This is a genomic window from Pseudoalteromonas sp. UG3-2 (assembly GCF_037120705.1).
In the GTDB taxonomy this organism is placed as follows: Bacteria; Pseudomonadota; Gammaproteobacteria; order Enterobacterales; family Alteromonadaceae; genus Pseudoalteromonas.
This window is the reverse complement of sequence record NZ_JAWLJU010000002.1, coordinates 1,650,033-1,668,086: the sequence shown is the minus strand read 5'-3', so window position 1 is coordinate 1,668,086 and position 18,054 is coordinate 1,650,033. Positions and strand designations below refer to the sequence as shown.

Sequence of the window (18,054 nt, the reverse complement as noted above, 5' to 3'; positions counted from 1 at the left end):
CATGTTTTCAGAACCACCTATTAAGCGTAGAAAATCAACCAGGATTAATGTCGGTAATGTTCCCATCGGCGACGGCGCGCCTATTGCCGTGCAGTCAATGACCAACACCAACACCTTAGATGTTGATGCGACGGTGGCACAAATTAAAGCAATTCAAGATGCCGGAGCCGATATTGTGCGGGTTTCGGTGCCGACAATGGATGCCGCTGAAGCTTTCAAAAGCATTAAAGAGCAAGTGGATATTCCACTGGTCACCGATATTCACTTTGACTACCGTATTGCCCTTAAAGTGGCTAAGTACGGCGCCGATTGTTTGCGCATTAACCCAGGTAACATTGGTAGCGAAGAACGCATTCGTGCGGTTATTGACGCCGCCGGCGAGCAAAATATCCCGATCCGAATTGGCGTCAATGGCGGCTCGTTAGAGCGCGACTTGCAAGAAAAGTATGGCGAACCGACGCCAGAGGCCTTGTTAGAATCAGCGATGCGCCATGTGGAAATTCTTCAACGTCACAACTTTGACCAGTTTAAGGTGTCGGTGAAAGCGTCAGATGTCTTTCTAGCGGTAGGGGCATACCGTTTGTTGGCCAAAGAAATTGACCAGCCACTGCACTTGGGGATCACCGAAGCCGGTGGTTTTAGAGCCGGTTCGGTGAAATCGGCGGTAGGGCTTGGCATGTTATTGGCCGAGGGTATTGGCGATACCTTACGGGTGTCACTGGCCGCTGATCCGGTGCAAGAAATCAAAGTGGGCTTTGATATCTTAAAGTCACTGCGGATCCGTTCCCGAGGCATTAACTTTATTGCTTGCCCAAGCTGTTCACGCCAAGAGTTCGATGTGGTAAACACCATGAACCAGTTAGAAGAGCGCCTCGAAGATGTTACGGCTCCAATTAGCGTGTCGGTCATTGGTTGTGTGGTGAATGGCCCAGGTGAAGCGCTCGTGAGTGACTTAGGTCTCGCAGGTGCAAATCGCCGCTCAGGACTGTATATCAATGGCGAACGGCAAAAAACGCGCATCGATAACGACAATATCGTGGAACAACTTGAGGCGCAGATCCGCGATTACGTTGAGAAAAAAGAGCAAGAAGAAAAAATCGATGTAAAAATCATCGACTGATACAGGCGTAATCGTTAATATAAGCCATTTTCGATGCGCAAACGCTGCGGCGGCAAAATAAGCCGTAGCCGAAATATTTGCAGAAATAAGATTTTAGTTAGGGTTTTCAGTGACAAAACAACTTCAAGCTATCCGTGGAATGAATGATTGCCTGCCAGGTGATACGCAAATTTGGCAGAGAGTAGAGTCGGTATTAAGAGATACGGTAGCGGCATTTGGCTATCAGGAAATTCGTTTTCCCATTGTTGAGTCAACCGATTTATTTAAGCGCTCTATTGGTGAAGTCACCGATATCGTAGAAAAAGAAATGTACACCTTTGATGACCGCAACGGCGACAGCCTAACGCTTCGCCCTGAGGGCACGGCGGTGTGCGTACGTGCGGGAAATCAAAACGGTTTATTGTATAACCAAGAGCAGCGTCTTTGGTACATGGGCCCAATGTTCCGCCATGAGCGCCCGCAAAAAGGCCGTTATCGTCAGTTCCACCAGTTTGGTGTTGAGACCTTTGGTATCGCTTCAGCGGATATTGATGCCGAAGTGATCTTAATGACAGCGCGTTTATGGCAGCAGTTTGGCATTCAAGACCACGTTAAGCTAGAGCTGAACTCGTTGGGGTCTAACGAAGCTCGCGCGGATTATCGCGATGCCTTAATTGCTTATTTAGAGCAACACAAAGACACACTCGATGAAGACAGCAAACGCCGCATGTACAGTAACCCATTGCGAGTATTAGACAGCAAAAACCCTGAGGTACAAGCGGTTTTAGTGGATGCGCCTAAGTTATCGGAACACTTAGACGAGGAATCAAAAGCACATTTTGCCAATTTGTGTGAACGTTTAGATGCCGCTGGCGTCGAATACCAAGTTAATGAAAAGCTGGTACGCGGTCTCGATTACTATAATCGCACCGTGTTTGAATGGGTTACAACCAGTTTAGGTGCGCAAGGCACTGTGTGTGCCGGTGGGCGTTACGATGGCCTGGTTGAGCAGCTTGGTGGCAAAGCCACTCCTGCGGTAGGTTTTGCCATGGGCATGGAGCGCTTGGTATTGTTACTGCAAACACTCGAGAGCATTGGTGATATTCGTCGTAATGCCGATGTTTACGTGGTGGCCATGGGTGAGCAAGCCAACATTCAAGCGCCGGTGATTGCACAGCAACTACGTGACGACGTAGCGGGTTTACGGGTGCTTATGCACTGCGGTGGCGGCAACTTTAAAAAACAATTCAAACGTGCAGATAAGAGCGACGCTGAGGTGGCTTTAGTACTCGGTGAAGATGAACTTGCTGAGGGCAAAGTTACGGTAAAATATCTGCGTGAAGACAAAGAACAAGTCACCTTGCCACTGGCCGATGCGAAAACGCTATTGGCTGAGTTGGTAAGCTAAGAGGTAAGAATGGAAATTTATTCAACAGAAGAACAACAAGCAGAAGCGATTAAACGATTTTTCCGCGAAAATGGCATTACCTTAGCGGTAGCGGCCATTGCCGGTCTTGGTGGTATGTATGGTTGGAAAGCTTACAACCAGAGCCAAATCGACAATGCAGAAGCAACATCAGAAGCGTACACCCAAGTGGTTGAAAGCGATGATGTACTGGCCAAAGCTGATAGTTTTTTAGCTGAAAATGGCGACTCTAATTACGCGGTATTAGCGGCCTTTGTGGCAGCAAAAGAAGCGGTTGATAACAACGATTTAACGCTGGCAGCAGAAAAGCTGACGTGGGCGTCAGAAAACGTTGCAAACCCTGAGCTACAGGCAACAGCTTTGCTGCGTTTAGCGCGTGTACAAGTGGCACAAGAGCAATACGATGCAGCCCTTGCAAACCTTGCGAAACCAATGCCTGCGGCATTTGCCTCACAGCAAGCTGAAATTAAAGGCGATATTTATTTAGCGCAAGGCGAACAAGAAAAGGCACGGGAAGCTTATCAAACCGCGCTTAGTGCAGAGGGCGGGGCTAACAACCCTATGCTGCAAATTAAATTGGATGATTTAGCACCGAAAACTGCGGTTTAAGGAGTTGCCATGAAGAAGTTAACAATGGCCTCTTTGGCTTTGTGTGTGGCTGCGTTAACCAGCGGCTGCTCATCGAATGATGAAGATGAGCTAGTACTACCAGAAATCAACAATCAGTTTGAAGCTGAAGTGGTGTGGCAAGAAAGTGTCGGCGATGGCGTTGAACATTATTTTTCGCGTCTCTCGCCGGTGAGCTACCAGAATACCATTTTCTCAGCGTCTCGTGACGGTGTAGTGAGTGCTTTTGACACCGAAACGGGCGAGCAAAAGTGGCGCGTTGATGTTAGAAAAACCACCAACTTTTGGCCGTGGGAAGACAACGACAGTGCGAAATTGTCAGGCGGTATTACCCAAGCGTTTGGCAAGCTTTATATTGGTTCAGAGCACGGTGAAGTCATAGCCCTTGACCGCGACAGTGGTGAAGTGGTGTGGCGCAAGTCAGTGCCTGGTGAAGCGCTGTCGGCGCCTGCTGCCGGTGACGGTCTTATTTACGTCAACCTCGGCTCTGGTAAGTTACTGGCGTTGCACCCAGATAGCGGTGAAGAACGTTGGTTTTATGAGCAAGAAGTGCCAGCCCTTACATTACGTGGCTTGAGTTCACCTACCAGTGCCAATGGCGGTGTCATGGTTGGTGAAGAAAGCGGCAAGCTGACTACCTTAATTGCTGAAAATGGTTTTACGGCTTGGAGCACAGACGTTGCAGTACCAAAAGGCGCATCTGAGTTTGAGCGTCTAGTCGACGTGGATACCAAGCCGGTTGTTAGCGGCGCTTATGTGTATTCTATCGCCTATAATGGTAAACTAGTGGCCATTGATGTGCGTAGCGGCAACGTAGTTTGGGATCGTGAATACAGCAGCTACCGTGACTTGAGCTTAGAGCTCAACACCATTTACCTAGTCGACAGCGAAGGAGTGTTATATGCCTTGGATAAAGACTCTGGGATTGAACGTTGGACGCAACCGGCATTACGTGGTTGGTATCTAACGGCTCCTGTGGTAGCAGGTGATTACATCGTGGTAGGCGATCAGGAAGGAAACCTTCACTGGTTGGATAAAAGCTCGGGTGAGTTGGTTTCTCGCTCTGAGTTCGATAGTTCAGGATTTTATATTGAACCGATTGTTGTTGATGACAAAGTGTATGTGACAACACGCGATGGTGAATTAAGCGCGGTTCAAATACCACAGTAAATCTCTGAAAGTTAAGTTTTTTATGGGGCTTCGCCGCTAGGTGAAGCCTTTTGTTGTTTTTAAAAGAGGTAGTCTATGCTTCCTGTGATCGCTCTTGTTGGGCGACCTAATGTGGGTAAGTCCACACTGTTTAATCGTTTAACCCGCACTCGTGATGCTCTCGTTGCCGATTTTCCAGGTTTGACGCGTGACCGTAAATACGGTCAGGCAAGTTATGATGGCTACGAGTTTATCGTGGTAGATACCGGTGGTATTGATGGCTCTGAAGAGGGCATTGAAACCGAAATGGCAGAGCAATCCTTGCTGGCAATCGAAGAAGCAGACATTGTTTTGTTTTTGGTGGATGCACGAGTGGGTATGACGGTTGCAGATCAAGCCATAGCGCAGCACCTTCGTAAACAGCAAAAGAAATGCTTTGTGGTGGCAAACAAAACCGATGGTATTGATGCCGACTCAAACTGCGCCGAGTTTTATCAGCTTGCTCTGGGCGACGTACAGCAAATTGCTGCAGCCCATGGCCGTGGCGTGACGCAATTGCTGGATTTAACTTTGCAGCCAGTTATTGCTGAGTTAAGCGCCGCAGAAGACGAGTTAGAGCAGAATGACGAAGACGTTGCTGAGCTTTATTTAGAGCACGACGAAGAAGATGAAGACAAGCCTGACTTTACCGATAAACCGGTAAAGCTGGCCATCATTGGTCGTCCTAATGTTGGTAAATCGACGCTAACCAACCGTATTCTGGGTGAAGAGCGAGTGATTGTTTACGATATGCCTGGCACTACCCGAGACTCGATTTATATCCCAATGACCCGTAACGATAAAGAGTATATCTTGATTGATACGGCAGGGGTGCGTAAGCGTAAAAAAGTCAGCGATGTGGTTGAGAAGTTCTCAGTCATTAAAACCCTGAAAGCCATTGAAGACGCCAATGTGGTGTTATTAGTGGTGGATGCCCGCGAAGGGATCTCAGATCAAGACTTAAGCTTATTAGGTTTCGCCCTAAACTCAGGCCGCTCTTTGGTGATTGCGGTGAATAAGTGGGATGGCTTGGATGACTACCTTAAAGATCGGATTAAAACCGAGCTTGACCGTCGTCTGGGTTTTGTCGACTTTGCGCGCTTACACTTTATCAGTGCGTTACATGGCACAGGTGTTGGCCACTTATTTGAGTCTGTGGATGAGGCCTATGAGTCGGCGACTAAGCGCATTAGTACCGCCATGCTGCGTCGTATTATGGACATGGCACAAGCCGATCACCAGCCGCCATTGGTGCGTGGTCGCCGAGTGAAGCTGAAATACGCTCACGCCGGTGGTTATAACCCACCACGTATCGTGATCCACGGTAATATGGTGCATGAGCTACCAGATAGCTATAAGCGTTATTTGATGAACTACTACCGCAAAGCGTTAAATATTATGGGTACCCCGATTAAAATCGAGTTCCGTGAAGGCGACAACCCATACGCAGGCCGTTCAAATAAAATGACCCTATCGCAAAAGCGCAAACTGCGCGCCTTTGCCAAAGAAAACCGCAATAAGTCGCAGTGATACCTGCGCCATCCAAAGTCGTCACTCCGGAGTTGATCCGGAGTTGATCCGGAGTCCATTTTAAACCATCGCGATGTAAAATCGCTGCTACGACATTGTGCATATGTTTCAAACACCAAGCTCAATAACCCCACCGAATCCGTAGCAGCGGATTTATTCCGCGACCCAATGGACCCTGAATCAAGTTCAGGGTGACGGTGCAGTTGTTGTGGCATTGGTTAGGTAAAACCATCGCGATATAAATTCATGATAACAATCGCGATATAAAATCGCTGCTACGGACTTGTGCATGTGTTTTAAATATCGAAGCCAATAACCACACCGAGCCTGTAGCAGCGGATTTATTCCGCGACCCAATGGACCCTGAATCAAGTTCAGGGTGACGGTGCAGTTGTTGTGGCATTGGTTAGGTAAAACCATCGCGATGTAAATTCATGATAACAATCGCGATATAAAATCGCTGCTACGGACTTGTGCATGTGTTTTAAATATCGAAGCCAATAACCACACCGAGCCTGTAGCAGCGGATTTATTCCGCGACTTTGCCTTGCCCAATAATTACGCATCAGTTATAACTAGTTACATTGCTTGATGATTTTAACAATGGAATTGAGGTGTGGTGTGTTCGCGAAAACGGTGATCTATGTAGACAATGTCGAAGAAGTCTTAGATTTTTACTATCAAGCATTTGCTATAAGCACCTTTGATATGACCGATGAGGGAGATTACGGCGAATTGGATACTGGCGAGGTCAAGCTAGCATTTGCCAGTCACCCATTGGCGCAGTCACAATTTAAACAAGAATACATTCGCAGCCATCCTAAGCAGCCAGCTTTGGGGTTTGAAATATCGCTCAGTTGTGACAATGTCCCTAAGTGTTACGATAAGGCCGTGGCAGCAGGCGCTGAGCCGCTTAGTCCGCCAAGTTTGAAAGGCAGTGTCACTCAGGCTTATGTGCGCGCAATAGAAGGCACCTTAGTGGCACTAGTATCACGGTAGAGGGAGGTAGCTGCGCATATTATCAACGCAGCTAGTGTGGCGGTTATTCGGCGTCGACCAACAGGCGAGCTAAACCCACAGGTTCGATTTCAACGCAAACGTTGTCATCGTTCCAGTTTAAACCAACTAGGGCATCGTCTTCTTTTAGATCTAGCACCCACTCATCTAAAAAGCTTTCCACATCAATGCTTATGGCACTGAACTCAGACCATTCATCACGGCACTGAGCTTGGGCTTTTTCTTCGCTATCCCAAAGCAGTAACACATCGATTTCATCAAACTGGTTGGAATCAACCACCACTAATCCGCCATCGTCAGAGCCTAGTGCCCATACTGTTTCACTGCGTTTTACGTGCTCGATAAACTCAGTTACTTCTGAGCCAATTTCTTCTTCGTTCATTATCATTATCTCAATTTCGTGGATCGGTTTGTTGTGCCAACGCCTCGCTGTGCCAGCGTTGATGAAGCGCCATTAAGTTTTCATAATCGCTTAAATCGACGAGCTCTCTAAATAGCACCCAGTCAATCAGACAGTATAAACTGATCTGGAGGTAATCCCAATGCAATAGCTCGTCTGTCACACAGTGTTCATTTAGATAGTACAAGGTATGTTGAATGCGTTCGCGCTGCAGGTTGAAAAACAGTTTATCTTGCTCAATAGCAAAACCAGAACGTTTGCTCAGCAGTAATTCAACCAGTGAGTCGTTACAGGCATTGATTAAAATCAGTAGGTTTTCTTGATCCCAACTAGGCTTGTCTAATTGATGTTTTTCTCTGAGGTAACGCACAATGAGGTTGGAGTCGCAGATGATTTGTGACTCATCGATTAAAAAAGGGATTTTTCGTGCTGGATTGTATTTTACTAGGGTTTGCTGACCTTCAGCAGAAAAGATATCAATGTGTTGATAGTCGAACGGGATTGCGTTTTTTTCCGCCCACATGCGGATACGTCGAGCGTAGGGGCTGGTGTTAGAGCCGATTAATTGCATGCCATCATTCCTTATTAGGTTAATGCTAAGCTTAAAGCAGCTTAGCCTAGCTTGTTAGAATGATGGCGAATGCAGACATTTTTCGCAACTGCAGAATTAATCTGAGCGACTGGTTACCTCTAAAAGATGGAAACCAAACTGAGTTTGCACTGGGCCCTGAACTTCATTTACGGGAGCTGAGAACACCACTTTGTCAAACTCCGGCACCATCATACCTGGGCCAAACTCGCCCAAAGCACCGCCATCTTGGCCTGAGGGACAATTGGAGTATTGTTTTGCAATATCTGCAAACTCTTCCCCAGCAGCAATACGCTCTTTAAGTTCCAAACACTGCGCTTCGCTGTCTACTAAGATGTGCCTTGCACTCGCTACTGCCATAACTTCTCCAAATGTTTAATCACAATTCATACTTTATTCTAATATAGGTGGTTGAAAAAATCAGCAATCACGGTAATAGTTTTTCGATTTCGCTGGTTAACTCATCCGACATTGGCTCGGTGCGGCTGTTAAAACGTTGAATCGTTTTGCGGTCGGCCGAGACGAGATATTTATAAAAATTCCAATTAGGTGAGCTAGTTACTTCATTTAAGTACTGAAAAACTGGGTTAGCGTCTGAGCCGCGCACTGCTGAGGTGGCAAACATATCAAAGGTCACGCCGTAGTTGATAAAACAGACTTCGGCGGTGGCTTTTTCATCGTCTTCTTCTTGGAAAAAGTCATCAGAAGGGAAGCCTAACACCACAAGCCCGTCGTCTTTGTATTTCTGGTGGACTTTCTCTAACCCTTCGAATTGTCCGGTAAAGCCACAATTACTGGCGGTATTAACAATTAATAAAGGTTTGTCTTTAAACTGGCATAGGTTTAGGGTGTCATCAGAGCGCAGCTTTCTTAGCTCTACGTTGGTGAAGTCGTCACACGATTGTGATTGTGCATTGGCACTGGAGGTAAATAAAAGGCCCAAGCCCAAAGCCAAGGCGGAGATAGATTTACGCATGTCTGCTTTCCTTTTGATTGTTTTATCTTTTATTATACGCCGATAGTTATTTACCTGATCATGATTATGAACATTAGATTAGCAAAACAACCCGATTTAGCGGCCATTGTTGCTATTTACAACGCCACCATTCCCAGTCGTATGGTCACCGCCGATACTGAGCCGGTAAGTGTAGCAGAAAAGCAGTCGTGGTTTGCCGGACACAGTGGCAAGCGACCCATTTACGTTGTTGAGCAGGGTGACCAAGTGATTGCTTGGTTAAGTTACAGCAGTTTTTATGGTCGACCAGCTTATGATGGTACCACCGAAGTCAGTATTTACATTGCTGAACAGGCTCAAGGCAGAGGGCTTGGGAGTGAGCTGATGCGCTTTGCTGAGCAGCAAGCACCAGAGTTAGAGATTGATACCTTAGTGGGCTTTATTTTCTCGCATAACACGCCGAGTATTCAACTGTTCCTAAAACATGGTTATGAGCGTTGGGGAGAGCTTCCTAAAGTAGCGCTACTGGATGGCAAAAAACACAGTTTAACTATTTTGGGTAAACATATCCCGTCTTAACTCCTGCCTTTATTAGTGATTTTTTCACCTCTAGTGATTCTTCTACTAAACTGAATTGCACAGTCGTCGGTAAAGGAATTAATAGATGAGCAATCGAGTTCTGATAATAGACAGCAGCAGTGTACAAGCAATGCGGGTAAAGGTGTTGTTTGAGTTGCTTGGTGGCGATGTTGACCACCTGCATTATCGCAGTTTAGATACAGAACTGGATTTTGATGTTTTCGAGGTGATTGTTATTGCCCACGGTGTACCGGTTGAAAGATTGCAATCCATTGAACAATTACAACATCATGATAAGTTAGTGTTATTGGCGCCAAAGCCTGATAACGCTGAGCATCTTAGGCTGTTTAGCGAAATCAACCGCAATCTCCCCAATGGCATAGTTGTCTATCCTTTTTTTGCCAATAAAGATATTACCTCTCTACTTGAACGCTTATTAGAGATTGGCGCTGCGAATGCTTTGGTTTTACCTAAAGTCCTCTTGGTCGATCATCACGCTCCGAGATTGGAAGCGCTTGCCAATAACCTGCGTGGGGCACAGCTAGCCGTGACCACAGCAACCACGCTGGAAGAAGCGATGCAGGCTGCAGAGCAGCATAGCTTTGATTTACTGATAAGCGACTTCAATTTAGAGAACGAAAGTGGCTTAGATGTCTTCAATAAGGTGCGTCTTATTCATCCAGAGTGCCGATGTTTGCTTATGACATCGCGAGTCAATCAAGTGGATTTGTTAGAAGCGGTGCGTCAAGGGGTGGAAGATGTCTTAATTAAACCCTTTGATGAAAGTGAATTACTGCAGAGCTTACACAAGCTTTGGCAAACTGAGCTGCTTCGCCGTCATAACCATGAACTGGTTGAAAGGTTACAAGATACCGTAGATGCTCTGATCGAACGCGATAGCTTGCTGCGCGTAATTTATAAGCACACACCCGATCCTATTATGTTATTCAATCGGCTTGGTTTTGTTATCGAAGCCAACGATGCCTGTTGTGATTTGTTTAACACGTCTGCCGAGTCTTTGCAGGCATTGTCTATTTTTGAATTATTTGATGAGCAATCTGTCGCGAATCTACGTGAATTAATCAAGCATGGCGGTATACGACACCAGTTTAACTGCGAGCTTAATTTACCACTGGTTGATGGCCGAGTTATCCCGTTGATGGGCACGTTTAATGAAATCGATCATCATGGCGAAATGGCGTTTGCGGTGATTTTCAAAAATATCTCCAAGTTTAAAAAGCAACAAGAAATATTGGAGGAAACCAAAGAAATCCTCGAGTTAGAAGTGCAGGCTCGCACAGCGCAATTACAAAATGCCAAAGAAGCTGCAGAAGCGGCCAACTTATCTAAATCTGAGTTTTTGGCTAATATGTCTCATGAGCTGCGCACGCCCATGCACTCAATACTCAGTTTTGCCCGCTTTGGTTTAGAAAAGCTCGAGGCGCCAGAACTGGCAGAAGAAAAGTTGAGAAAGTATTTATCGCGCATCGAAACCAGCGGTGAACGCTTACTAGTGCTATTAAATAATTTGCTTGATTTATCTAAGCTCGATGCTGGGCGCTTTCCCTTTAACCCCAGCTTTCAAGATTTAATCGCGATTATTGACAGTGGCATTGAGGATGTATCTGGCACAGCGATGGAGAAGAATATAAAAATTCGCTTTGATAAGCCCAGCAGCCAAATTAAAACGTTTTGCGATCCTGAACAACTTAGCCAAGTGGTCAGGAACTTACTGGGTAATGCCTTAAAGTTTAGTCCAAAAGGTAGCGAGATTGCCGTACTCCTAAGTAGCAAAGATAAAGAGCTGCATATTGAAATTGTCGACCAAGGGGTTGGTATTCCAGAAGATGAACTTGAGGATATTTTTTCTAAGTTTGTGCAAAGTAGTAAAACTGCCAGTGGCGCTGGAGGAACCGGTTTGGGACTGGCTATTTGTAAGGAGTTTGTGCTGCTGCATAAAGGCCAGATCTACGCCGAAAATAACCCGGATGTGGGGGCTCGTATTCACATTATTTTGCCCCATGCCGAGCATTTCGAAACCAGTAACGCGTTGTAATTAATAAAGCTGGCAAGACCTTCGCTCAGGGTCTATAACTACAAAGGTAATCGTTCTTATTTCTGTAATGAAACAAGACTTTGGCTGTAAAGGACCATAAAGGATGATATGTAATGGCGCTAAAACGAATTCTGGCGGTGGATGATGAACCGTTTAACCTCGAAATTATCGAAGAAATCCTAGAAGATCTCGACTTTGAATTACAAACTGTTGAAAGCGGCCCTGCATGCCTTGAAGTGGTAGAAGACTTCGACCCGCAGGTGATATTGCTGGATGTCAGTATGCCAAAAATGAATGGCTATGAGGTCTGTAAAGCGATCAAAGAAAACCCCAACACGCAGCACATTATTGTGATGTTTGTGTCGGCAAGGGGGTCGGTAGAAGAGCGCATGGAAGGCTACTCGGTGGGCGCTGAGGATTACATTGTTAAGCCTTTTGGCCAGGGTGAGCTGAAAGCAAAGCTGTCTCATTTAGGACAGTTACTGCAAGAAAAAGACTTGCTGGCGCAGCAAGTAGAAGATGCCACCTCAACGGCATTCAGCGCCATGGCCAACAGCAGTGAAATGGGCCAAATCGTTAATTACATTGAGCAAATTGGTAATATTGAGACCTTACCAAAACTTGCTGAAGCATTATGCCAGTGCCTGCGTGGCTTAGGGCTTAACTGCAATATGGAAATTCGCCTTGAAGGTCAACTGCATCACTTTGCCAGTACCGGAGTATGCTCTCCCATTGTTATTGAACTATTCGAAATCTTACGCAACAAAGGGCGCTTACACGAGTTTACTAATCGCATTTTAGTCAATTATCCAATGTTGAGCATATTAATTCTTAATATGCCGGATGATGACCCTGATAAACACGGCCGTTTACGTGACCACATCTGCTTTATTGCCAGTGTAACTGAGCAGCAGCTATTGGCTATTGCCACCAAGCGTAAGCTGGCGCAACAACATGACGACCTAGAAGAAGCCATTACCATGGTGCAGAGCAAATTTAACAACATGATTGCCTTGTTAGATAAAAACCGCCAAGAAAATGAGCGTGTTTTTAGAGCGTTACAAGAGATGTTTGAAGAGCGTATTCCCACCATGGGGCTGGATGAAGATCAGGAGCTATTTATTTATCGAAATGTTGATAAAGCTATTCAAAGCTCAGTTGCTCGGGAAGAAAGTGTGCAAGAAATAAAAACCGCATTTCACGACATCGAAGAAGACCTCAAACTATTATCGAAAAAGTCGGAATAACAGCCCATTGGTCGTGGAATAAATCCGCTGCTACAAAATACGTCACCCTGAACTGGATTCAGGGTCCATTGGGTCGCGGAATAAATCCGCTGCTACAGGGTCGGTGTGGTTATTGGCTTCGGTATTTAAAACACATGCACTATGTCGTAGCAGCGATTTTATATCGCGATTGTTTTTTATGATTTTACACCGCGATGGTTTTACCTAGGCTCCGGATCTAGTCCGAAGTGACGGTTTTTGGTAGGCGTGGTTTTACACCCCGGCGTAAAGCCGGCCCTACATAGAAAAACTGTAGGCGTGATTTTACATCGCGCAAAAAGCTCCCGGCGTAAAGCCGGTCCCACAAGGAAGCTTTAGGTTGAGGCATCTCCGCGGAATAAATCCGCGGCTACAAAATACGTCACCCTGAACTTGATTCAGGGTCCATTAGGTCGCGGAATAAATCCGCTGCTACAGGGTCGGTGTGGTTATTGGCTTCGATATTTAAAACACATGCACAAGTCCGTAGCAGCGATTTTATATCGCGATTGTTTTTTATGATTTTACACCGCGATGGTTTTACCTAGGCTCCGGATCCAGTCCGGAGTGACGGTTTTTGGTAGGCGTGGTTTTACATCCCAGCGTAAAGCCGGCCCTACATAGAAAAACTGTAGGCGTGATTTTACATCGCGCAAAAAGCTCCCGGCGTAAAGCCGGTCCCACCTTCTGTATTCTCACCTTCGCAGCTACCCTTTACCCTAAATTCAATTATTCCGTCACCCTGAACTTGATTCAGGGTCCATTAGGTCGTGGAATAAATCCGCTGCTACAGGGTCGGTGTGGTTATTGGCTTCGATATTTAAAACACATGCACAAGTCCGTAGCAGCGATTTTATATCGCGATTGTTTTCATGATTATGACTCGGGGCTTAGGCATCTCGAGGGAGGCCTTTTTCAATAATTCGGATCAGTCTGGCTTCTTTGCGCTTTGCAACCTGCAGCTTTTGTTGCTGTTGTTGCAGCGCCCAATCAATATGCTCTTGCACCAAAGGGGAGGCTTGCGGGCGTTTTTCTTCCAGTGCGGCGATTATGTCATCACTGTAGGGGGCATTGCCGAGTCCCACGGCAAGGTTACGCAACCAGCGTTCATGACCAATGCGGCGAATTGGGCTGCCCTCGGTATTTTTTAAAAAGGTGGCTTCATCCCAGGCGAACAAAGTGAGTAGCTCTTGATCTTTCAGTTGGCTGCGCGGGTGAAAATCCGCCTCATCGGTAATCTTACCAAAGCGGTTCCAAGGACACACCAGCTGGCAATCATCACAACCATAAATGCGGTTGCCAATGGCGCTGCGAAATTCTTCGGGGATGGTCCCTTGTAATTCAATGGTAAGGTACGAAATACAACGCCGAGCATCGACTACATAGGGTTCCACAATGGCGCCAGTAGGGCACAGCGTCATGCAAGCGGTGCAGCGACCACAGCCCTCTTCACTGGTGGGGTTATCCACGGGAAGGGGAATATCAACAAACAGCTCTCCTAAGAAAAACCACGAGCCGGCTTGTTTGTGCAGTACTAGGCTATTTTTACCTCGCCAGCCCAGCCCCGCTTTTTCGGCAATTTGCCGCTCCAACACCGGCGCTGAGTCAACAAAGGGGCGAAACCCAAGTCCAGCCACTTGCTGCTCAATTTTTTGCCCCAGCTTCTTAAGTCGATTGCGCATTACTTTGTGGTAATCGCGGCCTAAGGCATAACGAGAAATATAGGCTGTACTTTTATTGCCAAGGGCGCGCGCAAAACTGGCTTCAGGGGGCAAGTAATTCATCTTCACCGCAATGACCCGTTGCGTGCCGGGCACCAGCTCTGCCGGACGAGCTCGCTTCATACCATGGGCAGCCATATACTCCATTTCACCGTGAAAGCCAGCATCGAGCCAGCGCTGCAGCTGCGCTTCATGTTCACTTAAGTCAATGTCGGTGATCCCCACTTCGGCAAAGCCAAGTTCTTGGCCCCATTGCTTAATTTGTTTTGCAAGTTCACTATAATTAATACTATTGCTGGTCACAGGAAGAAATCATGGCTGTTGAATACACCGATAATTTACCACAATTCGCCTATAGCGCCCAACAGGTTCAAGAAAATGAAGGGCAAGCGGCGCAAATGTCGGGAACCACCCTAAGTGAATTAATGCAGCGAGCGGGTCAGGCCGCTTTTCGCTTTATCCAAGACCATCAAGCACCGCAAAGTCGTATCTTGATCCTCACAGGAAAAGGCAACAATGCCGGTGATGGCTTTGTTGTGGCGCGCTTATGTCAGCAAGCAGGATTTAATGTCACGGTGTGGTCGTTGTTTGACCCCGAGCAATTAAAAGGGGATGCACAAAAGGCGTATCAGGCTTTTAAAGGAGAGGTGGTCACTAATGACAACGCCTTGGCGTTAGGTGATTTTAACTTAATTGTTGATGCTGTGTTTGGCACCGGCTTCAGAGGCGGACTGCCCGCCAATGTCGCCGCTTGTTTTGCAAAAGTAAATCCTTTGGCATGCGAAAGGTTAGCGCTGGATGTTCCTAGTGGCGTCAATGCCACTAGCGCGACAGTGGCAGCATCGAGCTTTGTTGCCAGCGCCACGGTGACTTTTATTGCGCTAAAAAAAGGCTTATTAACGGGTAGTGCTAAGCGCTGTGTTGGCAGGCTGTATCATGCAGGTTTAGAAGTCAGCGAGAGCTTTAAGGCGCTGGTTGAGCCCGAAGTGAGCTTTTTAAATCATACCACCTTAATGGCGGCACGGCCCATCCGCGCCCTTGATAGCTACAAAAATAGCCATGGTCATGTGCTGCTGATTGGCGGTAATCGTGGTATGCCCGGTGCGATTCGCCTCGCTGCAGAGGCAGCATTGCGCTCTGGTGCGGGCTTGGTATCGGTGGCCACGCACCCAGATAACGTAGCCACGGTGATCCAGGGGCGCTATGAGTTAATGGTCCATGGCGTTAGTAATACCGCATCCCTAGAGCCTTTGTTAGCTAAGGCGACTGTGGTGGTGCTAGGACCTGGATTGGGCCAAGACTCATGGAGCCAAGCGTTATTTACTCAAGTACTGGAAAGTGACTTACCCATGGTGATTGATGCCGATGGCTTAAACCTATTGGCTGAGCACACGGCCCGCAAAACCAATTGGGTATTAACGCCGCACCTTGGCGAAGCAAAACGCTTAATTGCTAATACCGAAGACGCCATCGACGAGCAGAACCGCTTCCAATTGGCAGCCGCCATCAGTGCTCAATACAATGCGGTGAGTGTGCTCAAAGGGCCAGGCTCGCTAATTTGTCAGCAAAGTAGAGTGAATATTAACCGCTCAGGCTGTGCGGCAATGGCCAGTGCTGGGATGGGCGATGTGTTATCTGGTATTATTGGCAGTTTAATGGCGCAGGGGATGGAACCATTTGCCGCTACTAACCTAGCCGTGTATATTCATGGTTTAGCCGCTGAGCTGGCCGCGCGTGATGGCGAAAAGGGACTATTAGCCGGTGATTTATTCGAACACATTCGAGGTATTTTAGAATGACAGAGAGTCATTTACGATTTGACTTGGCTGATGAGTCAGCAACAGTGGCAATGGGTGGAGCGCTGGCACAGGTGATCCGAGAGGGCGCTGTGTTATTTCTGCATGGCGACTTAGGCGCAGGTAAAACCACGTTAACACGAGGGGTGATCCAAAATTTGGGTCATTCAGGTAAGGTAAAAAGTCCCACTTATACCCTAGTTGAACCTTATGAACTGGCTGATGTCTCAATATATCATTTTGATTTATATCGCCTTGGTTCACCTGAAGAGCTAGAGTTTATGGGGATCCGAGACTACTTTGATAGCCGCGCTGTGTGCATTGTGGAATGGCCAGAAAAAGGCGAGGGCTTTATTCCTGAGCCCGATTTAGACGTCACCATGAGCTATGTTGGTGAAGCACGTGAAATCCATTTACAGGCGCGTTCCAAGCGTGGCGAGGCATTATTACAACAATTACAAGCTTATGCGTAACCTGCTGAGATACTTTTATTGCTTATTAACCATTGGGCTGTTACTGCTTAGTAGTCCTAGTATTGCCCAAAATAAAATAGAAGGTGTGCGTGTTTGGCCATCGCCGGAAAGCACTCGTGTGGTGTTCGACATGAGCGGCAAGCCAGACTACAGCTATTTTGTCTTGAAAAATCCACTGCGCTTGGTGATTGATATTAACAACACGCAACAGCGCAAAGCCTTTCCAAGTATCCCGCCGGAACACAAGGTCATTAATAAAATTCGTCACAGCACCCCCAAGGCGAGTAATTCGGCGCGGATTGTTATCGAACTCAGCCGCAGCGCCAAACCAAAAATATTTGCCCTAGCGCCCACAGGCCCCTACAAAAATCGTTTGGTGGTCGACTTGTATGGCAGCAAAATGAGCGCTTACAGCAGCGACAGCAATAAAACCCGAAAACCGCGAGTGCAGGACCGCGATATTATTGTCGCCATTGATGCCGGCCATGGCGGTGAAGACCCAGGCTCAATTGGGCCGTCTGGGGTGTATGAGAAGCTGGTTACCTTACAAATTGCCAAGCGCTTAGCGCGCTTAGTCGACAGCCAACCGGGTATGCGCGCGAAACTTATCCGCACCGGCGATTATTATCTTAAATTGAATACCCGAACCGCCAAAGCTCGGGAGCGTAAAGCAGACTTTTTTGTTTCTATTCATGCTGACGCCTTTACCAGTCCTCAACCTCGCGGGGCATCGGTGTGGGTGTTATCACTGCGCCGCGCCAACTCCGAAATTGGTAAATGGTTAGAGGATAAAGAAAAGCACTCACAGCTGTTAGGCGGGGCCGCCGATTTAATTAAAGATACGGCCAATGAAAAATACCTAGCCAAGGCGCTGCTTGACATGTCGATGGAGCACTCCATGAAAACCGGCTTTGAAGTGGCGGAAGAGGTGGTGAAGGGCCTAAGAAAAGTCGCTAAAATGCATAAAAAGCGGCCGCAAGCAGCTAATTTTGGGGTGCTGAAGTCCCCTGACATTCCGTCAATATTGGTGGAAACCGGTTTTATTTCAAACCCACAAGAAGAAAAATTACTGACTTCGCCACATTATCAAGAACGTTTAGCCCGTGCTATTTTTGGCTCGATTAAAGGCTATTATGAAAAGCACCCGCCAGATAACTCGTTATTTGCGCGATTAAAATCAAATAAGCCGGTGCGTCATAAGGTCAAAAGTGGCGAGTCTTTGAGCGTGCTTGCCAGTCGCTATGGCATTACCGTGCGTGAGTTAAAACGAGCAAACAACTTAAAAAATAATACCCTGTATATCGGCCAAGTGTTAACCATCCCGAAAGCGTAA

Annotated in this window: 17 protein-coding genes; 12 read left to right on the top strand and 5 right to left on the bottom strand. The window is 47.0% G+C overall.

Going from position 1 to position 18,054, the window contains the following annotated elements; all coding sequences use genetic code 11:
- Position 1 precedes the first annotated feature (1 nt).
- From ispG to R3P39_RS10725, 6 genes are all read left to right on the top strand, one after another.
- The gene (gene ispG / locus R3P39_RS10750) at positions 2-1,120 is read left to right on the top strand and encodes a flavodoxin-dependent (E)-4-hydroxy-3-methylbut-2-enyl-diphosphate synthase (RefSeq protein ID WP_336567446.1); all 1,119 of its coding nucleotides are present in this window, start codon (positions 2-4) and stop codon (positions 1,118-1,120) included.
- 109 nt (positions 1,121-1,229) lie between these two features.
- On the top strand, positions 1,230-2,507 hold the full coding sequence (gene hisS / locus R3P39_RS10745) for a histidine--tRNA ligase (RefSeq protein WP_336567445.1): 1,278 nt from the start codon (positions 1,230-1,232) through the stop codon (positions 2,505-2,507).
- 9 nt (positions 2,508-2,516) lie between these two features.
- Positions 2,517-3,134 carry a YfgM family protein gene (locus R3P39_RS10740; protein WP_336567444.1) on the top strand — a complete coding sequence of 206 codons (618 nt, stop codon included), beginning with the start codon at positions 2,517-2,519 and terminating at the stop codon, positions 3,132-3,134.
- Positions 3,135-3,143: 9 nt separating this feature from the next.
- The gene (gene bamB / locus R3P39_RS10735; RefSeq protein ID WP_336567443.1) at positions 3,144-4,322 is read left to right on the top strand and encodes an outer membrane protein assembly factor BamB; all 1,179 of its coding nucleotides are present in this window, start codon (positions 3,144-3,146) and stop codon (positions 4,320-4,322) included.
- Between the two features lie 75 nt (positions 4,323-4,397).
- Positions 4,398-5,870, top strand: coding sequence for a ribosome biogenesis GTPase Der (gene der / locus R3P39_RS10730; protein ID WP_336567441.1), 1,473 nt, complete (start codon positions 4,398-4,400; stop codon positions 5,868-5,870).
- A 621-nt stretch (positions 5,871-6,491) separates the two neighbouring features.
- Complete coding sequence (locus R3P39_RS10725; RefSeq protein WP_336567439.1) at positions 6,492-6,869, top strand: VOC family protein; 378 nt, start codon at positions 6,492-6,494, stop codon at positions 6,867-6,869.
- Positions 6,870-6,912: 43 nt separating this feature from the next.
- Here R3P39_RS10725 and R3P39_RS10720 read toward each other — a convergent pair whose 3' ends face one another.
- From R3P39_RS10720 to R3P39_RS10705, 4 genes are all read right to left on the bottom strand, one after another.
- Positions 6,913-7,269 (bottom strand): DUF2750 domain-containing protein, encoded by a 357-nt coding sequence (locus R3P39_RS10720; RefSeq protein WP_336567438.1) that lies wholly within the window; start codon positions 7,267-7,269, stop codon positions 6,913-6,915.
- A 10-nt stretch (positions 7,270-7,279) separates the two neighbouring features.
- Positions 7,280-7,858 carry a glutathione S-transferase family protein gene (locus R3P39_RS10715; protein ID WP_336567436.1) on the bottom strand — a complete coding sequence of 193 codons (579 nt, stop codon included), beginning with the start codon at positions 7,856-7,858 and terminating at the stop codon, positions 7,280-7,282.
- 96 nt (positions 7,859-7,954) lie between these two features.
- Entirely contained in the window at positions 7,955-8,236 is a 282-nt protein-coding gene (locus R3P39_RS10710; protein ID WP_336567434.1) for a peptidylprolyl isomerase, read from the bottom strand.
- Between the two features lie 67 nt (positions 8,237-8,303).
- Complete coding sequence (locus R3P39_RS10705; RefSeq protein ID WP_336567433.1) at positions 8,304-8,852, bottom strand: glutathione peroxidase; 549 nt, start codon at positions 8,850-8,852, stop codon at positions 8,304-8,306.
- A 66-nt stretch (positions 8,853-8,918) separates the two neighbouring features.
- Here R3P39_RS10705 and R3P39_RS10700 point away from each other — a divergent pair, with 66 nt between their 5' ends.
- The 3 genes from R3P39_RS10700 to R3P39_RS10690 all read left to right on the top strand — a co-directional run bounded on the left by R3P39_RS10700 (position 8,919) and on the right by R3P39_RS10690 (position 12,713).
- Complete coding sequence (locus R3P39_RS10700; protein WP_336567432.1) at positions 8,919-9,410, top strand: GNAT family N-acetyltransferase; 492 nt, start codon at positions 8,919-8,921, stop codon at positions 9,408-9,410.
- Positions 9,411-9,495: 85 nt separating this feature from the next.
- Positions 9,496-11,466, top strand: a complete 1,971-nt coding sequence (locus R3P39_RS10695) for a sensor histidine kinase (RefSeq protein ID WP_336567431.1) — start codon at positions 9,496-9,498, stop codon at positions 11,464-11,466.
- Between the two features lie 113 nt (positions 11,467-11,579).
- Entirely contained in the window at positions 11,580-12,713 is a 1,134-nt protein-coding gene (locus R3P39_RS10690) for a response regulator (protein ID WP_336567430.1), read from the top strand.
- Positions 12,714-13,621: 908 nt separating this feature from the next.
- Here the strand turns inward: R3P39_RS10690 and queG are convergent.
- Positions 13,622-14,755, bottom strand: a complete 1,134-nt coding sequence (gene queG, locus R3P39_RS10685; RefSeq protein WP_336567428.1) for a tRNA epoxyqueuosine(34) reductase QueG — start codon at positions 14,753-14,755, stop codon at positions 13,622-13,624.
- A gap of 11 nt (positions 14,756-14,766) precedes the next feature.
- On the opposite strand from queG, the gene R3P39_RS10680 reads away from it, so the two are divergent.
- Genes R3P39_RS10680 through R3P39_RS10670 form a run of 3 tightly spaced genes read left to right on the top strand, consistent with a single transcriptional unit; the run spans position 14,767 to position 18,054 of the window.
- On the top strand, positions 14,767-16,251 hold the full coding sequence (locus R3P39_RS10680; RefSeq protein ID WP_336567427.1) for an NAD(P)H-hydrate dehydratase: 1,485 nt from the start codon (positions 14,767-14,769) through the stop codon (positions 16,249-16,251).
- The gene (tsaE, locus tag R3P39_RS10675; RefSeq protein ID WP_336567425.1) at positions 16,248-16,721 is read left to right on the top strand and encodes a tRNA (adenosine(37)-N6)-threonylcarbamoyltransferase complex ATPase subunit type 1 TsaE; all 474 of its coding nucleotides are present in this window, start codon (positions 16,248-16,250) and stop codon (positions 16,719-16,721) included. Before R3P39_RS10680 ends, tsaE begins: the two co-directional genes overlap by 4 nt.
- Positions 16,714-18,054, top strand: coding sequence for an N-acetylmuramoyl-L-alanine amidase (locus R3P39_RS10670; RefSeq protein WP_336567424.1), 1,341 nt, complete (start codon positions 16,714-16,716; stop codon positions 18,052-18,054). The genes tsaE and R3P39_RS10670 overlap by 8 nt, the downstream gene beginning before the upstream one ends.